This window comes from Ruegeria sp. HKCCD3925 (genome assembly GCF_057221175.1).
The window spans coordinates 125,909-144,029 of the sequence record NZ_JBWVBI010000004.1; the positions used below are offsets into that span (position 1 = coordinate 125,909).

The window sequence follows — 18,121 nt, forward strand, 5'->3', positions numbered from 1 at the left end:
CATGGCGCTGTCCCGCCGCACAGGTCAACGATTTTCGGGCTCGGTCTGGCCCGGCTTCGTGGATGCGATGACGGGATTGTTGATGGTGCTGACCTTTGTGCTGACCATCTTCATGGTCGTGCAATTTGTGCTGCGCGAAACCATTTCAGGGCAAGAGGATGAACTGACTGCGCTGTCCGACGAAATCGCCGCTCTGGCCGGGGCGCTGGGGCTGGAAGAGCGGGAAAACAGCCGTCTTCAAGCGCGTCTTGGGAACTTGAATGCAACGCTTAATCAGGTCGAAGACGATCTGGCGCAGGCACAAACCCGCATAACCGACTTTGAAGCACAGGTCGCGGCTTTGCTGGCTGATCAGGCGCGTGCGCAGGGGGATATCGCCGCGCTAGAAACGCAACGCGATGAGTTGCTAAATGAACAAGATGCCTTGAATTTGGCACTTGCTCAAAGCAGACAAGAAATCGACGCACAGGCCGAAGCCGCCCGCCTTGCCGCGGCTCGACGCGAAGCACTTGAAGCTCTCGTCGCCGAACTTGAAACCAGCGAAGATGCACAGGCAGCTCAGATATCCGAGCTGGAACAGCAACTGACCGAGGAAGAGGCCGCGCGTCTGGCCGAAGCCGCCGCTGCTGAGGCGTTGCGTGATCGATTGCAGAATGCAGATGCTGAACTGACAGCGATGACCTTGGCGCTGGAAGCGCAGCGAAAGGAAGCCGAGGATACCCTGACTTTGCTAGCTGCGGCACAGGCTGCCAAGGCAGAGCTTGAGCGTCAGTTCGGTGAGATCAATGCCGAAGAACTGAGGGAACAACTGCAGGCGGCACTGGATGCCCAAACCCAAGCACTAGCAAATGAAGCTGAACAAAGGTCGCTGGCCGAGGAGCGCGCGGCGCTGCTGGCGCTCGCCCGAGAGGCGCTTGCATCGGAACAGGAAATCTCGACCGAAGCGCAACGTCAGACCGCGCTGCTTAATCAGCAGATGGCAGCCCTGCGCAGCCAGTTGGGGTCGCTGCAGGCTTTGTTAGACGATTACGAAGAACGTAATACCGCCGCAGAGATCCAGATACAGACGCTGGGCCAGGATCTGAATGCCGCTCTAGCGCGCGCAGCCTCGGAAGAACGCCGTCGCCGACTGCTGGAAGAGGCTGAACGTATTCGGCTGGAAGCCGAGGCCGAGAAACTGGCGGGCCAAAATCAGGAACTAGCCGCACAGGCCGAGGATTTGCAGCGCTATCGCTCGGAATTCTTCGGGCGACTGCGCGATGTGCTGGGTGATCAGGATGGTGTGCGCATTGAGGGCGACCGCTTCGTGTTCTCGTCGGAGGTGCTGTTTGCCACCGGGTCCGCAAACCTGTCCGCGGAAGGCCGTCAGGAGGTTGCCAAAGTTGCCAATATCCTGCGAAGCGTTGCCGCCGAAATACCCGAGGGGCTGAACTGGGTCATCCGTGTCGATGGGCATACCGATAATGTGCCACTTGCAGGCAGCGGACGATATCGCGACAACTGGGAGCTCAGCCAGGGTCGTGCCCTTTCTGTGGTGCGCTACATGGTTGACGCACTGGGCATTCCACCTGATCGTTTGGCGGCAAACGGGTTCGGAGAATTCCAGCCTGTTAATCCCGCCGACACACCCGAAGCGCGCGCCCAGAATCGTCGGATCGAGTTGAAGCTGACAGAGCGATAAGGCTGGTACGAACCAACTTGGATTACATGCCAAAAATGAAAAACGCCCACCGAAAAGGTGGGCGTTTTTCGTTATAGAAGCCGTGGGTTAGTCCGCTGTCAAAAGCGGGGGCTTGTCGCCCGGAATGCGGGGCTGATCGGGGCCCAGGATTTCCAGGTTCAGCTCGCCCTTCTTCATCGAGACACGGACCACGCCGCCTTTGGCCAGTTTGCCGAATAGCAGTTCCTCGGCCAGAGGTTTCTTGATGTGTTCCTGAATAACACGACCCAGAGGTCGCGCACCCATCTTGTCATCATAGCCCTTGTCGGCCAGCCATTCGGCGGCACGCGGTGTCAGATCGATGGTCACGCCACGATCCAGCAACTGTGCTTCCAGCTGCAGGACAAACTTCTCAACGACCTGCAAAATGACCTCTTTCGGTAGTGGTGCAAATGAGATCACAGCGTCCAGGCGGTTGCGGAACTCCGGCGTGAACATACGTTCGATCGCTGCGGTATCCTCACCTTCGCGCCGGTCGCGGCCAAAGCCGATGGCGGCTTTCGCCTGCTCCTGCGCACCTGCGTTCGATGTCATGATCAGGACCACGTTGCGGAAATTCACCGTCCGGCCATTGTGGTCGGTCAATTCGCCGTGATCCATCACCTGCAACAGGATATTGAACACGTCCGGGTGCGCTTTTTCGATCTCATCAAGCAACAAGACGCAATGTGGGTGCTGGTCGACACCGTCGGTCAGCAAACCACCCTGATCAAACCCGACATAACCCGGAGGCGCACCGATCAGACGGCTGACCGCGTGCTTCTCCATGTATTCCGACATGTCGAAACGCAGCAGTTCAACACCAAGCGTGTCAGCCAACTGTTTCGCCACCTCTGTTTTGCCAACACCGGTGGGGCCAGCGAACAGATAGTTGCCGATGGGTTTTTCGGGCTCACGCAGACCGGCGCGCGCCAGTTTGATCGCACTGGACAGCGCTTCGATCGCTTCATCCTGACCAAACACCACGCGTTTCAGCGAGGTTTCGAGATCTTTCAGAACCTCTGCATCATCCTTGGTGACGTTCTTGGGTGGGATTCGCGCAATCTTGGCAACCACCGCCTCGATCTCTTTGACGCCGATGGTCTTGCGACGTTTGCTTTCGGCCAGCAGGTGCTGCGCTGCCCCGGCCTCATCGATCACGTCGATGGCCTTGTCGGGCAGTTTGCGGTCGTTGATATAGCGCGCCGACAATTCGACAGCCGTCTTGATGGCGTCGGCAGTATATTTGATCGAGTGATGCTCTTCGAAATACGGTTTCAGACCGCGCAGAATTTTGACGCTGTCCTCGACCGACGGCTCGTTCACGTCGATTTTCTGGAACCGGCGGCTCAGCGCGCGGTCTTTTTCGAAATGCTGACGGAACTCTTTATACGTGGTCGAGCCCATGGTGCGCAGTTTGCCACCCTGAAGCGCTGGCTTCAGCAGGTTCGACGCATCCATCGCACCGCCCGAGGTTGCACCCGCTCCGATCACAGTGTGAATCTCGTCGATGAAGAGAACCGCATCAGGGTGCTCTTCCAATTCGGTCACAACCGCTTTCAGACGCTCTTCGAAATCGCCGCGATAGCGAGTTCCCGCAAGCAGGGCGCCCATATCGAGCGAGTAGATAGTGGTTTCCGACAACACGTCCGGGGCCTCGCCCGCAACGATCTTATGCGCCAGACCTTCGGCGATGGCGGTTTTGCCGACACCGGGGTCACCTACCAGCAGCGGGTTGTTCTTGCGCCGGCGACACAGCACCTGAATACAGCGTTCAACCTCGTCCGAGCGTCCGATCAGCGGATCTACATCACCGGCGCGTGATTTGGCGTTCAGATCAACGCAATATTTGCCAAGCGCGCTTTCTTTCTGCTCAGCGTCACCAGAGGTCGTCTGAGCCTCTTCTTCGGCTTCATCAGCACCCGTTACAGGACGATTCTCTCCATAGGCCGGGTCTTTGGCCACACCATGTGCGATGAAGTTTACCGCGTCATAACGGGTCATGTCCTGCTCTTGCAGGAAATAGGCTGCGTTGCTTTCACGTTCGGCGAAGATGGCCACCAGTACATTGGCCCCGGTCACCTCTGTGCGGCCAGAGCTTTGAACGTGGATCGCGGCGCGCTGAATGACACGCTGGAAGGCTGCAGTCGGTACTGCTTCGGACCCGTCGATATCAGTGACGAGGTTTGACAGATCTTCGTCGATGAATTCGACCAAGGTGCTGCGTAACTCGTCCAGATCGACGCTGCACGCTTTCATGACGCGCACCGCATCGGGTTCTTCCAACAGCGCCAGCAGCAGATGCTCTAGCGTTGCGAATTCATGTCGCCGTTCATTCGCCGCCGCAAGGGCCGCGTGGATGGCTTGTTCAAGTGTGCTCGAGAATGAAGGCACGCGGGTGCTCCTCTGTATTGGGCCGGAAGGGGGCGGGCTGCAGGCCGGATCCCCATCCCAACCATGTCCTCATACTATTAGAGTTTGGTTGATCCCGCCCCGGCTTCAAGGGTTTTCTTTCACTTGACAGTCACATTTGTTGTGACCGTGGCCGTGATTGGGGCTTGAAACGGGTTAAAAGCTGTCTTTTTGGGCTCGAATTTCGGCGAATACGGACACGGGATCAGAGTTTTCCATGCCCAGATGGGCCTGAATCGCCGGATCAGTGGCCCTTAGAAACGGATTTGTCGCCTTTTCCAGGCCTAAAAGCGAAGGCACAGTAGGTTCTCCAGCAGCGCGGGCGCGATTAATATCGGCCACGCGGTCAAGCAAGGCTGGGTTGTCGGGATCGATGGTCAGGGCGAACTTGGCGTTTGCCTGTGTGTATTCGTGGCCTGAGCACACGATTGTTTCATCGGGCAGGGCCGCCAACTTGCTGAGAGAGGCCCACATTTGCGCAGGCGTGCCCTCGAACAATCGTCCACATCCCAGCGCCATCAGGCTGTCAGCGGTGAATACAACGCCAGTTTGGGGCATGTAGAATGCAATGTGCCCAATTGTATGACCGGACACATCAAGAACCTCGACCGGCTCACCGCCGATATAAAATGTGTCACCTTCAACCACCGCCTGATCGAGTTTTGGCAACCGATGCTCATCTGCTTTTGCGCCGATCACACGCGCGGGCTGTTTCGCTAGAATGCCGCTCAGCCCGTCCACATGATCCCAATGATGATGTGTCAACAACACATGGCTTAGCTGCCAGCCGCGCGAATCCAGTTCGGCCAGAATCGGAGCTGCCTCTGGCGCATCGATCAAGGCAGTCTCACCGCTGGCCGGATCATGGGCGAGAAAGGCGTAATTATCGCTGAGGCAAGGAATGGTAACGATCTCAAGAGGCATGGCCTTTTGCCCTTTCATTGCTAGACTGCGCCCAGCTAAGCCGATTGACCGGGTGTCCGCAATGCATCTTGATGTGCAGGATCTGAGGAATTTCTACTATCGCAGTACCCTGGGTCGCGCGGCCCAGGCAGCGATCCGTGGTCGGTTGGTGGATCTTTGGCCCGAAGCCAAAGGGCAAACTGTGGTCGGATTTGGTTTTGCCGTACCTTTATTGCGGCCTTACCTCAAAGATGCGCGTCGTGTGATTGGTCTTATGCCTGGTCCGCAGGGTGTAATGCCATGGCCTGCGGGGATGCCCAATGTTTCCGTTCTGACCGAAGAGACGATGTGGCCAATCGAAACTGGCCATGTGGATAAACTGGTGGTGATGCATGGTTTGGAAAATTCAAACCGACCCAGCCAATTGCTGGAAGAATGCTGGCGCGTTCTGGGGCCCGGAGGGCGTGTGCTATTTGTCGTACCGAACCGGGCCGGGCTTTGGTCGCGCTCAGACCGGACGCCGTTTGGCTTTGGGCAGCCCTATTCAACGACCCAATTGGAAAACCAATTGCGCGCGCACCACTTCGTCCCTGAAAACCATTGCTCGGCGCTTTACCTGCCGCCTTCGTTCCGTCGGTTCTGGCTAAAATCAGGTAGCCTGATCGAGAAGACTGGACAACGCATCCCAACCGTCATGGCCGGAGGCGTGCTTATGGTTGAGGCCAGTAAACTCATTCGCCCGCCTAGCGGGAGCGTTACCAAAGACACAGCGAAGCGCCCGATCAAAGCGTTGGATGGTTTGTTAAAGCCTGCGTGACAGTCCGGCGCATTTTGAACGGAAAAAATGCGGGAAAAAGGTCACAGGAATCGCAAAAACCTGCATATTCGTAACATTTTTCAACTGCCCCAATCGGTCCAAAGGGTCGCAGTTGGGTTAAGTGTATGAAAAATAATAATTTGTGGATAAAACTGTTACCGCTATAGCGTATTGCTTGGTTGGAACACCTCTGCTACATCCCCGGTGATTTTGATCCCCGCCCTAAATGGACGGGGTTTCCTCACGCCCCAAGGTAGCGGCCGCTACTCAAAATCGGGGCCTCAAATATCGGAAGGGTGGACGTGTCCGAACCAGCTTCGATTTCCACTGGCATCGCCGAGCGCTATGCCACCGCGATCTTCGAGATCGCTAAAGAGAATAATGACCTTGTAGGTCTGGAAACCGGAATCAACGATCTGGCAGCAGCATTGGGTGACAGCGCAGAATTGCGCGACCTGATCGCATCGCCTTTGGTTTCGCGCGCCGAACAGGAAAGCGCAATCACTGCTGTTGCTGACAAGATGGGCCTACATGCCATCCTGCGCAATACGTTGGGTCTGATGGCGCAGAAACGTCGTCTGTTCGTTGTACCGCAACTGGTGCAGGTTCTGCGCGACATGCTGGCTGACGAGCGTGGCGAGGTGACCGCCGATGTCGCCTCGGCCAAGGCGCTCACCAAGACCCAAATGGATAAACTGTCCAAGACGCTGTCCGAGCGTGTGGGCAAGACCGTGACAATCAATGCGACCGTTGATGAAAGCCTCATCGGCGGTCTTGTCGTTAAAGTGGGCTCGAAAATGATCGATAGCTCGATCCGTTCGAAGCTGAACTCCCTACAGAATGCAATGAAAGAGGTCGGATAAATGGGAATCCAAGCTGCAGAGATTTCTGCAATCCTGAAGGACCAGATCAAGAATTTTGGTCAGGAAGCCGAAGTGGCCGAGATCGGCCGCGTGCTGAGCGTCGGTGACGGGATTGCCCGTGTATACGGCCTGGACAATGTGCAAGCCGGTGAGATGGTCGAATTCCCCGGTGGCATCATGGGCATGGCCCTGAACCTGGAAAGCGACAACGTCGGTGTCGTTATCTTCGGTTCCGATCGTGACATCAAAGAAGGTGACACTGTTAAGCGCACCAACTCTATCGTGGACGTTCCGATTGGTGACGAGCTGCTGGGCCGCGTTGTTGACGGTCTGGGCAACCCTCTGGACGGCAAAGGCCCGATCAACGCAACCAAGCGTGGCGTTGCAGACGTTAAAGCGCCGGGCATCATTCCGCGTAAATCGGTTCACGAGCCGATGGCAACCGGCCTGAAATCGGTTGACGCAATGATCCCAATCGGCCGTGGCCAGCGTGAGCTCATCATTGGTGACCGTCAGACCGGTAAAACCGCCGTTGCTCTGGACGCGATCCTGAACCAGAAAGTTTACAACGACGCAGCAGGCGACGACGAGTCGAAGAAGCTGTACTGCGTGTACGTTGCGATCGGTCAGAAGCGTTCGACCGTTGCTCAGCTGGTGAAGAAACTGGAAGAGTCCGGCGCGATCGACTACTCGATCGTTGTGGCGGCAACCGCGTCCGACCCGGCACCGATGCAGTTCCTTGCACCTTACGCCGCAACCGCGATGGCCGAATACTTCCGCGACAACGGCCGCCATGCGCTGATCATCTATGATGACCTGTCGAAGCAGGCTGTGTCCTATCGTCAGATGTCGCTGCTGCTGCGCCGTCCGCCCGGACGTGAAGCCTATCCTGGCGACGTTTTCTACCTCCACTCGCGTCTGTTGGAACGTTCGGCAAAGCTGAACGAAGACTTCGGTGCGGGCTCGCTGACCGCTCTGCCGGTTATTGAAACGCAAGGTGGTGACGTTTCGGCGTTTATTCCGACCAACGTGATCTCGATCACCGACGGCCAGATCTTCCTGGAAACCGAACTGTTCTACCAAGGCATCCGCCCTGCTGTGAACACCGGTCTGTCGGTTTCGCGTGTGGGCTCCTCGGCTCAGACCAACTCGATGAAGTCGGTTGCCGGTCCGGTTAAGCTGGAGCTGGCTCAGTACCGCGAAATGGCTGCCTTTGCGCAGTTTGGTTCTGACCTCGACGCCGCAACCCAGCAGCTGCTGAACCGTGGTGCGCGTCTGACCGAGCTGATGAAACAGCCGCAGTACTCGCCGCTGACCAACGCTGAAATCGTCTGCGTAATCTTCGCCGGCACCAATGGTTACCTCGACAAGATCGACGTGTCCGATGTTGGCCGTTACGAAGCTGGCCTGCTGGCGCACCTGCGTGGCAAGCACGCGGACCTGCTTCAGTGGATCACGGACGAAGATCCCAAGATCAAGGGTGACGCTTCCGACAAGATCAAGGCTGCGCTGGACGAATACGCCGCAACCTTCGCTTAAGGGAGAGGCGGGCATATGCCAAATCTTAAGGACCTTAAAAACAGGATCGAGTCGGTCAAATCGACCCGCAAGATCACCAAGGCCATGCAGATGGTCGCGGCTGCAAAACTGCGTCGCGCCCAGGAATCTGCCGAAGCCTCGCGTCCCTATGCCGAGCGGTTCAATGCCGTGATGGCGGGGCTGGCGGCTTCGGTCGGGGGCAGCGACAGCGCCCCCAAGCTGCTCCGTGGCACGGGCAGTGATGATGTCCATCTGCTGGTTGTCATGACAGCTGAACGCGGCCTGTGTGGCGGCTTCAACTCGAACATCGCCAAGCTCGCTCGCCAAAAGGCGGACGAGTTGCGCGCCAAAGGCAAGACGGTCAAGGTTTTGACCGTCGGCAAAAAAGGCCGCGACGCGCTCAAGCGTGATTTTAGCGATCTGTTCGTTGGACATATCGACCTGAGCGAGGTCAAGCGTCTGGGGTATTCCAACGCGCAAGACATCGCCAAGGACGTCCTGTCTCGTTTCGACGGGGGTGAGTTCGACGTTGCCACGATCTTCTACTCGAAGTTCGTCAACGTTGTGACCCAGATCCCGACGGCACAGCAGGTCATCCCCGCCTCGTTCGAAGACGAAGCGACGGGTGACGACAGCGGTGCGGTATTCGACTACGAGCCCAGCGAAGGGGCCATCCTGGCCGACCTGCTGCCCAAGGGGGTTGCCACCGCGATCTTCTCGGCTCTGCTCGAAAACGGAGCGTCTGAACAGGGTGCACGGATGTCCGCAATGGACAACGCGACACGCAACGCGGGTGAGATGATCGACAAGCTGACGATCCAGTTCAACCGCTCGCGTCAGGCCGTGATCACCAACGAGCTGATTGAAATTATTTCCGGCGCCGAAGCGCTGTAGAGACATACCGGAGACGAAACATGGCGAATGCAAAAGGCAAAGTCACACAGATCATCGGGGCCGTCGTCGACGTGCACTTCGAAGATCAGCTGCCTGAAATTCTGAACGCGCTGGAAACCACCAACAACGGCAAGCGCCTGGTGTTGGAAGTTGCTCAGCACCTGGGTGAAAACACCGTCCGCACCATCGCGATGGACGCGACCGAAGGTCTGGTTCGTGGCGAGGCAGTCACCGACACCGGCGCTCCGATCTCGGTTCCGGTTGGTAACGCCACCCTGGGCCGCATCCTGAACGTGGTTGGTGAGCCGATCGACGAAAAAGGTCCGGTTGAAGCAACCGAGGCCCGCGCGATCCACCAGCCCGCGCCGACCTTCGACGAACAGTCGACCGAGTCGGAAGTTCTGGTAACCGGCATCAAGGTTGTTGACCTGCTGGCCCCCTACGCCAAAGGCGGTAAAATTGGCCTCTTCGGCGGTGCCGGTGTGGGCAAAACCGTTCTGATCATGGAACTGATCAACAACATCGCAAAAGTGCACTCGGGCTTTTCGGTGTTCGCGGGTGTTGGTGAACGGACTCGTGAAGGGAACGACCTGTATCACGAGATGATCGAATCGAACGTTATTAAGCCGGACAACCTGTCGGAATCGCAGGTGGCCCTGGTTTACGGTCAGATGAACGAACCTCCCGGAGCACGTGCACGTGTTGCGCTGACCGGTCTGACGCTGGCCGAACAGTTCCGCGACCAGTCCGGTACCGACGTTCTGTTCTTCGTCGACAACATCTTCCGTTTCACGCAGGCGGGTTCTGAGGTTTCGGCTCTGCTGGGTCGTATTCCTTCGGCTGTGGGCTATCAGCCGACGCTGGCGACTGACATGGGCGCTCTGCAGGAACGCATCACCTCGACCAAGTCGGGCTCGATCACGTCCGTGCAGGCCATTTATGTTCCTGCAGACGACCTTACCGACCCTGCACCAGCAACCTCGTTTGCTCACTTGGACGCGACCACCGTTCTTAACCGTGCGATCTCGGAAAAGGGTATCTACCCGGCGGTTGACCCGCTCGACTCGACCTCGCGTCTGCTCGACCCGGCCATCGTTGGTGAAGAGCACTACAAGGTCGCAACCGACGTTCAGCAGATTCTCCAGCGCTACAAGTCGCTGCAGGACATCATCGCCATCCTCGGCATGGACGAACTGTCGGAAGAAGACAAACTGACCGTGGCGCGTGCCCGTAAGATCGAGCGCTTCCTGTCGCAGCCGTTCGACGTGGCCGAAGTCTTTACCGGTTCGCCGGGCGTTCAGGTTCCTCTGGATGTGACCATCGCATCGTTCAAAGCGGTTGTCGCTGGCGAATACGATCACTTGCCCGAAGCGGCCTTCCTGATGGTTGGCGGCATCGAAGAAGTGATCGCCAAAGCGGAGAAGATGGCCGCAGAAGCCGCCTAAGGAGTATCCCTGATGGCAAACACGATGCAATTCGACCTCGTCAGCCCCGAGCGGAGCCTTGCTTCGCTCGAGGCCACCGCGGTCCAGATTCCCGGCGCGGACGGGGACATGACGGCAATGCCCGATCATGCCCCCACAATTACAACTCTGCGCCCGGGCATCCTGAAAGTCGAAGCACCCCAAGGCTCCAGCGAATACCTGGTCACCGGTGGGTTTGCTCAGATCAATGGTGATGGCCTGTCGGTTCTGGCCGAAAAGGCCATTCCAGTTGCTGAAGTAACACGTTCGCATCTGGACGATCTGATCGCTGACGCCCGCGCCTCGCACGAGGCAGCCAAGGCCGGTGACGATCAGACCATCGTCGACGATGCTGCAAAGTTGCTGGCTGACATGGAAGCTCTAGGAACGCATATGAGCCTGTAAGGGTTCATGACATTCTGATCACTTGGAACGGCCCCGTATACGCGGGGCCGTTTTTTTGTCGTGATTTTGCCATTCGCTGAAGTTAAGCTGCAGGAATTGAACAATAAAAGACGATAGATGAAAAAGTTTCAAACCCATCCCATCGGCATTGATCAGGGCGAGGAGGTCTTGTTTTCCGATTTCGCCGATGGTGGCGTGATGTGGACTGGTGAGGGCCCGCGTGAGCGTCGTGTAAGCGTCCGTTTTTCAGAAGTGTTCCGCTCTGTGCCAATCGTCCAGATAGGCGTGGTGCTTTGGGATGTGGATACGTCTTCCGCTTTACGGGCTGAAGTTCAGGCCGAAGATATAACGCTGGAAGGATTCAATGCGGTGTTTCGCACCTGGTCCGATACGCGTATCGCCAGAATTCGGGTGAATTGGACCGCAATTGGAGATGTTTCGCATGAAGACGATTGGGACATCTCGTGAAGCAGGCCTGTTCGTGACATAAGATTGCGCACCTTCGCGCGTCGTCCCATAAAGAAGACTGGCCACCCCAAATAGCGGCTAGCGCAACCAGAGGATCTTACAGGTGTTTGCACGAGATCATATCGAATACGAAGCCTTCGACCTTCCGGATCGTATGGACTTGTCTGATGAAGAAATGCTGGCCGAAGCGCGAGCATTCTACGACAAGATGAAACGCCGCCATACCGTGCGTGACTATTCGGACCGGCCCGTCGAGCGCACGGTCATCGAAGAGTGCATTCGCTCAGCCGGAACAGCGCCCTCAGGGGCCAATCATCAGCCCTGGCACTTTGTGGCCATCTCGAACCCTGAGATGAAACGCCGTATTCGGGAAGAGGCAGAAGCTGAAGAGCGCAGGTTTTATGAAGGCGGTGCCGGGGATGAATGGCTGAAGGCGCTTGAACCAATCGGGACTAACGATCAGAAGCCGCATCTGGAAGACGCACCGTGGCTGATAGTGATTTTCGCCCAACGTTGGGGTCATTTCGATGATGGAGATCGGTTCAAAAACTACTACGTGCCTGAAAGCACGGGCATTGCCACGGGCTTTTTGTTGACGGCGCTGCACCATGCAGGGCTGGTATCGCTGACCCACACACCCAACCCGATGAAATTCCTGAATAAACTGCTAAACCGCCCTGATCATGAAAAGCCTATTATGATCGTAGCTGTAGGCCATCCGCAAGACGACGCGAAGGTGCCAAAAGTTGCAAAGATGAAAAAGCCGTTGGAAGAAATCATGACGGTCGCCGAATAGGCAGGCCGTCATGAATTCAGACATTATCTATGGTAGTCAGCAGTTTTTCGATCAATCCATATGATAAAGTGACTCGTAGATCGGCGTCAGTGTCTTGTCTTCGAACAGCGATGATACACTTGTGCCGTTCCAAATGTTCAGGATCGCCTGCGTAAAGATCGGCGCGGTGGGTACGATGCGGATGTTGGCGGCCTTGTTGATCTCGGCCGTAGGCTGGATCGTGTCCGATAGGACCAGAGATTTCATCACCGAATTGGTCACACGTTCAACCGCCGGTCCACTCATGACACCGTGGGTGATGTAAGAGTGTACTTCCTTGGCGCCGTTATCCATCAGCACCTGGGCAGCTTTGCACAGAGTGCCAGCGGTATCGCAAATGTCATCGACAATCAGGCAGATTTTGTCTTTCACGTCACCAATGACCGTCATCTCGGCCACTTCGCCTGCCTTTTCGCGGCGTTTGTCAACGATCGAAAGGGGCGCATTGATGCGTTTGGCCAATTCACGGGCACGTGCAACACCGCCGACATCCGGCGAGACCACCATCAGGTCGTCCATCTGATCCTTGAATTGTTTCTTCACATCCAGGGCAAAGATCGGAGAGGCATATAGGTTGTCCACCGGCATGTCGAAAAAGCCCTGAATCTGGGCTGCGTGCAGATCCATAGTTAGAATCCGTTCGATACCCGCACCAGTCAGCATGTTTGCCACCAGCTTGGCGCTGATTGGTGTGCGCGCCTTGGTGCGGCGGTCCTGACGGGCGTACCCGAAATACGGAATGACAGCGGTGATCCGGGCTGCGGATGAACGGCGCAGCGCATCTGCGATGATCAGCAGCTCCATCAGATTGTCATTGGCGGGGTTCGAGGTTGGTTGAACGATAAACATATCCTCACCGCGCACATTCTCGAAAACCTCGACGAAAATCTCTCCGTCGTTGAACCGTTCGACCCGAGCATCGACCAGCCCCTGGTCAACGCCGCGATGCAGGCTCATGCGACGTGCAATGGTTTCGGCAAGCGGAAGATTGGCGTTCCCAGCGATAAGCTTGGGTTCGTGAAGTGTCGGCATCGGCTGATTTTCCCCGGGCAGCAGTGGCAATGTGACAGATTCGTGATGTTGACACCGCTTAGCATGGGTCTACCGTCCCGCAAAGATAACGCAGCGGAGAAAGTGAACATGGCCCAGATTGACTACTTTTTTGCGACACTCTCGCCCTATTCCTATCTGGCGGGAATGCGCCTTGAAGAGATCGCGGCAAAACACGGTGCGACGATCAACTATAAACCATTGGATATTGTTGCCCTGTTCGGCCGGACAGGTGGAACACCACCAAAAGACCGACATATATCTCGCATCGAATACCGCGCGCAGGAATTGGTGCGCCAAGCGCGCAATCTGGATATGCCGTTGAACCTGCAGCCTGCGCACTGGCCGACGAACATGGCACCGTCCTCTTACGCTGTGATCGCAGCAGTACAGGATGGATCAGGTGATGTGGGTAAACTTTGCCATTCCTTCTTGCGTGCCTGCTGGGCAGAAGAAAAGGACATCTCTGATGATGGCGTGATCCGGGATTGCTTGGAACAGGCAGGATTTAATCCAAATCTAGCTGATAGTGGCCTGTTGGTAGGTGCGGAAACCTACGCCGCAAATCTGGAAGAAGCCGTGGACCGGGGTGTTTTCGGGGCACCATTTTACATCACACCGGACGATCAGAGGTTCTGGGGACAGGACCGTCTTGATGATCTGGACAAGCATCTGGCTGAGTTGAAATAGCCGGGGCAGGGAGGCACGGCTACAAGAGGTTCAGAAACCGATCGATCTGGTCGGTTTCGATGGACCAGTCACAGACAAGGCGGCAGGCCAGCATCTCGTCTTCGTCCTCACCGTCCAACGTATCGCCCCACAGGTGATAGACGGCGCCGGCCTCGTGCAGGCGCTTGTGTTGGCTGCGGGGAAAGCTTGCGAAAATCATGTTTGCCTGGGGTTCATGCAGGAATTCTGCCCCGACTGCCCGTAGACCATCCGCCAATCGCGCGCAATTGGCATTCGCTTTGCGAGCTGATTTCAGCCACAGGTCATCCTGCAGATAAGCAGCCATCTGGGCCGACAGATAACGGTGCTTGGAAAACAGGTGCGCCCCGCGCTTGCGCCGCAGCTCGAACTCCCAAGCTTTGCTTTCGTCGAAGAAGATTACGGCCTCGACACCCATCAGCCCGTTTTTGGTGCCGCCAAAGCTGACTGCGTCAACACCAGATTTCCACGTCATCTCTGCCGGTGAGCAATTCAAAGCGACCAGAGCGTTAGTGAAGCGTGCACCATCCATATGCACCGGCAACCCATACTTCTTGGCAACGCCACACAAGGCTTGAAGTTCGGCAAGCGAGTAAACCGAGCCACGCTCGGTCACCTGAGTGATCGAGACAGGCCCGCGCTGCGGACCATGCACGCCGCGGGTTTCTTCCCCCTCAATGGACTTGGTCAATGCTTCGGGGGTCATCTTGTCGCCACCCGGCACCAGAGTCAGTTTCGCGCCGGTGTAGAATTCGGGGGCATTGCACTCATCCTCATGGATATGAGCAACGGGTGAACAGAACACGGTTTCCCACGGCTTGCTCAGCGTCGCCAACGCCAGTGAATTAGCTGCCGTTCCCGTAGCGACCAGATAAACTGCCGCACCCGGTGCTTCGAAAATGCCGCGGATTTGGTCGCGCACTTCGTTCATCAAGGTGTCGGCGCCATAAGCCATCTGATAGCCCTGATTGGCTTCGGCCAATGCGGCCAGAACTTCGGGATGAACAGGCCCGGAATTATCAGAGGCAAAATGCATTAATTCGGCTCCTCGATGATGTAGTCTTCCCACTCTTCCATGGGCGTTTCGAATTCAGATACGGTTCGCCGCTGCACGGAGACTCCGGCGGTGTGAACGCTTTCAGGCGTACCTGATAGCAAAGGGTGCCAGTCGTAAAGCGGTTTGCCTTCCCAGAGCAGTCGATAGGCGCAAGTCTGGGGCAGCCAATAGGCATGGTTGTCGATGTTATCGGGTTTCATGACGATGCATTCGGGCACGAATTGGTGGCGGATATCATATTGGGTGCACCGGCAAGTTTCGTCATCCAGCAGGCGACAGGCAACACAGGTCAATGCGACCTCGCCCGTATCTTCATCTTCCAGCTTGTTCAGACAGCATTTTCCGCAACCATCGCACAGGGCCTCCCACTCACGCTGGTTCATCTTGCGCAGCGGCTTGCGTTCCCAGAATCGGGGCGCGAGGCCAGCTCGATCGATTGGATCCGTAGTCATGTACTGGCCAGTATCTCTCGGGCGCGCGCGCAATCGGCATCCATCTGCGAGATCAACCCGTCAAGGCCGTCGAATGTCATTTCGGGCCGCAGATAGTCGACCAGACCAACGGACAGCGTGGCACCGTAAAGATCACCCGAGAAATTGAACAGAAATGTCTCGATGTTAGGAACCTCGCCTTGGAACATGGGCCGGGTCCCAACCGATGCCGCCCCGTGATAGCTGCCCTGATGCGGGCCGTCCAAGACGTCAACCAGTACTGCGTAGACGCCGAATTTCGGAGGGTGCAGTCCTTCGATCGACATATTGGCTGTCGGGTACCCTAACTCTCGTCCGCGTTGCTCGCCTCCGACGACCTCACCCTCAATCCGGTGCCAGTGCCCCAGCATTGTTGCCGCATCGCGCGGGCGCCCCTCTGACAGAGCTGTCCGGATCGCAGTCGACGAAACCACATTCTCGGTGCGCTCCAACAGGGGCGCGATTGTCACACCGAACCCCATCTCTTCGCCAAAGCGAACCAGGTCCTGAGGGTTACCGCTGCGCCCTTTGCCAAAACAAAAATCGGCACCCACGACAACATGAGAAAGCCCCAGACCATCGCATATGACATTTCTCGCAAAAGCTTCGGGCGTCATACCCGCGAGCGTTGAATTAAAAGGCAGTTCATAAAGCTTCTGCACGCCGAGTTTTTCCAGCCGGTGCGCGCGTGCATTGCCGCGCATCAGACGAAAGGGCGGTGCCTCTGGGGAAAAATACTCTCGTGGATGCGGCTCAAATGTCATGACCCCCAGCGGTGCGTTCAATTCAGCATTGCGCGCCAACTCGATGACGGATTGATGGCCAAGATGAACACCGTCAAAGTTCCCGATGGCGACACTTGCGCCTCGGTCTTCTGGTTCAACAAACTGGAAGTCCCGGATGATATGCATGCGGCTTGCCTAGCGGGACTGCCCGTCAGGTTCAAGCCGCAGTTCGGTTAAGGTGGATTATCAGTCGAACTTGCGGCTCGGAGCCAGCACCATGGCCTCACCCACCAGCACTTTCTTTCCGTCAACTGCGCAGTGGCAATCCAGCTTAACCCGGCGTTTGGCGAAATCGATATCGATCACCTTGACCTCGGCATAAACCATGTCGCCCGGACGCACCGGCGCCAGAAATTTAAGCGATTGTCCCATGTACACGGTTCCATGTCCGGGCAGCTGCTCTCCGATCACGGCAGAGATCAGGCCGGCGGTCAGCATGCCATGGGCAATACGTCCTTCGAAAATCGTATCGCGGGCATAGTCATCATCCAGATGAACCGGATTCCGGTCGGTCGATACTTGAGCGAACATCTCGATATCTTCATTGGTCACGACTTTGCGCAAGTGCCGTGACATGCCCATTTCGATGTCTTCGATGCAAATCGTTCCGCGCGGAAGGTTGTCCAACATGCTGCCCTCATTCGAGATCGAAAGAGCAACAAAAGACCATCATCTGCCGCTCGTCGGCAACTTTATTACTTCGCAGTTGCAGAAAATCAAGTCTTTTTTGCTATCTCAGGCGACCAATCGAATAGGTTGGATTGATCTGTTCCTTCTCGTTATGAGCTTTCAACGCGTCTTCGTCTGGATGATGTGATGTTTTGGTTTCTGCGGCTGCCAAACCGCCGGTGATGAAGAGGGTATCAATGCCTTCCCCCATGCCTCCAGCGATATCTGTTTGCGGCCCGTCCCCTATGGCAAGTATTTCAGAATCCGACACATCAACCCCTATCGCCTGCAACCTGCGCCGGGCCAGATCGTAGATCGGCGGGTGTGGCTTACCGAAATATAGGCTTTCACCACCCATCTCGGTATAAAGTCGGGCCAAAGCACCTGCGCACCATTCGCGCGTTTCGCCTCGGTCCACCACGATGTCTGGATTGGCGCAGAGCAGTTTCATCCCTTTCTGCTTGGCATAAAGAAAGTCGGGCCGGTTCACATTCGGGTCCGCCATCGGGTCGAACGGGCCGCAACACACGATGCCTTCGGCCGCGTCCAGCGGAACGCGTTCAATGTGGATCGGATGATCCAGCAGTTTCAGGGGTTCAAAAAAACCGGCATCCCGCTGCCATTCCCCCATGAAGTAGACTTTTTCGCCAATCGTCCCGCGAAACATCGCTGAACGCGCCGAATCACCGCTGGTTGCAATCGTGTCATAGGCATCCGCTGGCACATTAAATTGCGAAAGCTGCTCTGCAACGCCAGCACGAGGCTTGGGAGAGTTGGTTACAAGAACCACTGTGCCTCCGGCTTTGCGATAAGCTTGCAGCGCCGCGACGGCCTCTGGGTAGGCAGTTATCCCATTATGAACGCAACCCCACAAATCAACAAACAGCGCTTTGTAGCGGTCAGAGATTTCAGCGAGTGAAGAAACGATCTGGGTCATGGCGCGCCTCGTGCAGCAGGGAATGCGAGATGTCAAAGCCTATGGCAGAGCGTGGCGCAATTGGCCAGAGGTGCAGCCCAAGGCGGAGCGGCCGAAATCAACCCCCCTTGTTCATCTGGCCAAAAATATCTCGGAGCACGAGGCAGA

General features: G+C 56.7%; 18 protein-coding genes. 10 read left to right on the forward strand and 8 right to left on the reverse strand.

The features are described from left to right. Position 1 precedes the first annotated feature (1 nt). Entirely contained in the window at positions 2–1,681 is a 1,680-nt protein-coding gene (locus tag AC2TEM_RS10730) for a peptidoglycan -binding protein (RefSeq protein ID WP_170420542.1), read from the forward strand. A gap of 87 nt (positions 1,682–1,768) precedes the next feature. Here AC2TEM_RS10730 and clpA read toward each other — a convergent pair whose 3' ends face one another. Together clpA and gloB are read right to left on the reverse strand one after the other, a co-directional pair. Continuing rightward, a complete protein-coding gene (clpA, locus tag AC2TEM_RS10735; protein WP_170401887.1) occupies positions 1,769–4,093 on the reverse strand; it encodes an ATP-dependent Clp protease ATP-binding subunit ClpA in 2,325 nt (774 codons plus the stop codon). Between the two features lie 174 nt (positions 4,094–4,267). Continuing rightward, entirely contained in the window at positions 4,268–5,035 is a 768-nt protein-coding gene (gene gloB / locus AC2TEM_RS10740; RefSeq protein ID WP_480459604.1) for a hydroxyacylglutathione hydrolase, read from the reverse strand. Positions 5,036–5,096: 61 nt separating this feature from the next. On the opposite strand from gloB, the gene AC2TEM_RS10745 reads away from it, so the two are divergent. The 8 genes from AC2TEM_RS10745 to AC2TEM_RS10780 all read left to right on the forward strand — a co-directional run bounded on the left by AC2TEM_RS10745 (position 5,097) and on the right by AC2TEM_RS10780 (position 12,259). Continuing rightward, positions 5,097–5,831, forward strand: a complete 735-nt coding sequence (locus tag AC2TEM_RS10745; RefSeq protein WP_170392447.1) for a methyltransferase domain-containing protein — start codon at positions 5,097–5,099, stop codon at positions 5,829–5,831. Between the two features lie 302 nt (positions 5,832–6,133). After that, a complete protein-coding gene (locus AC2TEM_RS10750) occupies positions 6,134–6,694 on the forward strand; it encodes a F0F1 ATP synthase subunit delta (protein ID WP_170420546.1) in 561 nt (186 codons plus the stop codon). After that, the gene (gene atpA, locus AC2TEM_RS10755) at positions 6,695–8,233 is read left to right on the forward strand and encodes a F0F1 ATP synthase subunit alpha (protein WP_170392443.1); all 1,539 of its coding nucleotides are present in this window, start codon (positions 6,695–6,697) and stop codon (positions 8,231–8,233) included. A gap of 15 nt (positions 8,234–8,248) precedes the next feature. Beyond that, a complete protein-coding gene (locus AC2TEM_RS10760; RefSeq protein ID WP_480856185.1) occupies positions 8,249–9,127 on the forward strand; it encodes a F0F1 ATP synthase subunit gamma in 879 nt (292 codons plus the stop codon). 20 nt (positions 9,128–9,147) lie between these two features. Next, positions 9,148–10,572 (forward strand): F0F1 ATP synthase subunit beta, encoded by a 1,425-nt coding sequence (gene atpD, locus AC2TEM_RS10765; RefSeq protein WP_039537698.1) that lies wholly within the window; start codon positions 9,148–9,150, stop codon positions 10,570–10,572. A 12-nt stretch (positions 10,573–10,584) separates the two neighbouring features. After that, a complete protein-coding gene (locus AC2TEM_RS10770; RefSeq protein WP_170420547.1) occupies positions 10,585–10,995 on the forward strand; it encodes a F0F1 ATP synthase subunit epsilon in 411 nt (136 codons plus the stop codon). 117 nt (positions 10,996–11,112) lie between these two features. Further along, a complete protein-coding gene (locus AC2TEM_RS10775) occupies positions 11,113–11,463 on the forward strand; it encodes an H-type lectin domain-containing protein (RefSeq protein ID WP_170420549.1) in 351 nt (116 codons plus the stop codon). Positions 11,464–11,566: 103 nt separating this feature from the next. Next, positions 11,567–12,259 (forward strand): nitroreductase family protein, encoded by a 693-nt coding sequence (locus AC2TEM_RS10780; RefSeq protein WP_170420551.1) that lies wholly within the window; start codon positions 11,567–11,569, stop codon positions 12,257–12,259. Between the two features lie 51 nt (positions 12,260–12,310). Here the strand turns inward: AC2TEM_RS10780 and AC2TEM_RS10785 are convergent, their stop codons facing one another. After that, entirely contained in the window at positions 12,311–13,330 is a 1,020-nt protein-coding gene (locus tag AC2TEM_RS10785) for a ribose-phosphate pyrophosphokinase (protein ID WP_170392433.1), read from the reverse strand. A gap of 108 nt (positions 13,331–13,438) precedes the next feature. Between AC2TEM_RS10785 and AC2TEM_RS10790 the strand changes: the two genes are divergently transcribed. After that, positions 13,439–14,038, forward strand: coding sequence for a 2-hydroxychromene-2-carboxylate isomerase (locus AC2TEM_RS10790; protein WP_170420553.1), 600 nt, complete (start codon positions 13,439–13,441; stop codon positions 14,036–14,038). Positions 14,039–14,057: 19 nt separating this feature from the next. On the opposite strand, the gene AC2TEM_RS10795 is transcribed toward AC2TEM_RS10790, so the two are convergent. The 5 genes from AC2TEM_RS10795 to AC2TEM_RS10815 all read right to left on the reverse strand — a co-directional run bounded on the left by AC2TEM_RS10795 (position 14,058) and on the right by AC2TEM_RS10815 (position 17,974). Then, on the reverse strand, positions 14,058–15,092 hold the full coding sequence (locus AC2TEM_RS10795) for a threonine aldolase family protein (RefSeq protein ID WP_170392428.1): 1,035 nt from the start codon (positions 15,090–15,092) through the stop codon (positions 14,058–14,060). Continuing rightward, complete coding sequence (locus AC2TEM_RS10800) at positions 15,092–15,565, reverse strand: YcgN family cysteine cluster protein (protein WP_170420556.1); 474 nt, start codon at positions 15,563–15,565, stop codon at positions 15,092–15,094. Before AC2TEM_RS10800 ends, AC2TEM_RS10795 begins: the two co-directional genes overlap by 1 nt. Further along, entirely contained in the window at positions 15,562–16,494 is a 933-nt protein-coding gene (locus AC2TEM_RS10805) for a bifunctional riboflavin kinase/FAD synthetase (protein ID WP_170420558.1), read from the reverse strand. The genes AC2TEM_RS10800 and AC2TEM_RS10805 overlap by 4 nt, the downstream gene beginning before the upstream one ends. 60 nt (positions 16,495–16,554) lie before the next feature. Next, complete coding sequence (locus AC2TEM_RS10810) at positions 16,555–16,998, reverse strand: MaoC family dehydratase (protein WP_170420559.1); 444 nt, start codon at positions 16,996–16,998, stop codon at positions 16,555–16,557. A 100-nt stretch (positions 16,999–17,098) separates the two neighbouring features. Next, positions 17,099–17,974, reverse strand: a complete 876-nt coding sequence (locus AC2TEM_RS10815; RefSeq protein ID WP_170420561.1) for a TIGR01459 family HAD-type hydrolase — start codon at positions 17,972–17,974, stop codon at positions 17,099–17,101. Positions 17,975–18,121 lie beyond the last annotated feature (147 nt).

Excerpts from the sequence above, each read along its gene's own strand:
- AC2TEM_RS10815 (WP_170420561.1), bottom strand. The coding sequence starts at position 17,974 with ATGACCCAGATCGTTTCTTCACTCGCTGAAATCTCTGACCGCTACAAA.
- AC2TEM_RS10730 (WP_170420542.1), top strand. The coding sequence starts at position 2 with ATGGCGCTGTCCCGCCGCACAGGTCAACGATTTTCGGGCTCGGTCTGG.
- AC2TEM_RS10775 (WP_170420549.1), top strand. The coding sequence starts at position 11,113 with ATGAAAAAGTTTCAAACCCATCCCATCGGCATTGATCAGGGCGAGGAG.
- AC2TEM_RS10810 (WP_170420559.1), bottom strand. The coding sequence starts at position 16,998 with ATGTTGGACAACCTTCCGCGCGGAACGATTTGCATCGAAGACATCGAA.
- gloB (WP_480459604.1), bottom strand. The coding sequence starts at position 5,035 with ATGCCTCTTGAGATCGTTACCATTCCTTGCCTCAGCGATAATTACGCC.
- atpA (WP_170392443.1), top strand. The coding sequence starts at position 6,695 with ATGGGAATCCAAGCTGCAGAGATTTCTGCAATCCTGAAGGACCAGATC.
- AC2TEM_RS10800 (WP_170420556.1), bottom strand. The coding sequence starts at position 15,565 with ATGACTACGGATCCAATCGATCGAGCTGGCCTCGCGCCCCGATTCTGG.
- AC2TEM_RS10770 (WP_170420547.1), top strand. The coding sequence starts at position 10,585 with ATGGCAAACACGATGCAATTCGACCTCGTCAGCCCCGAGCGGAGCCTT.
- AC2TEM_RS10795 (WP_170392428.1), bottom strand. The coding sequence starts at position 15,092 with ATGCATTTTGCCTCTGATAATTCCGGGCCTGTTCATCCCGAAGTTCTG.
- AC2TEM_RS10790 (WP_170420553.1), top strand. The coding sequence starts at position 13,439 with ATGGCCCAGATTGACTACTTTTTTGCGACACTCTCGCCCTATTCCTAT.
- AC2TEM_RS10805 (WP_170420558.1), bottom strand. The coding sequence starts at position 16,494 with ATGCATATCATCCGGGACTTCCAGTTTGTTGAACCAGAAGACCGAGGC.
- AC2TEM_RS10760 (WP_480856185.1), top strand. The coding sequence starts at position 8,249 with ATGCCAAATCTTAAGGACCTTAAAAACAGGATCGAGTCGGTCAAATCG.
- atpD (WP_039537698.1), top strand. The coding sequence starts at position 9,148 with ATGGCGAATGCAAAAGGCAAAGTCACACAGATCATCGGGGCCGTCGTC.
- AC2TEM_RS10745 (WP_170392447.1), top strand. The coding sequence starts at position 5,097 with ATGCATCTTGATGTGCAGGATCTGAGGAATTTCTACTATCGCAGTACC.
- AC2TEM_RS10785 (WP_170392433.1), bottom strand. The coding sequence starts at position 13,330 with ATGCCGACACTTCACGAACCCAAGCTTATCGCTGGGAACGCCAATCTT.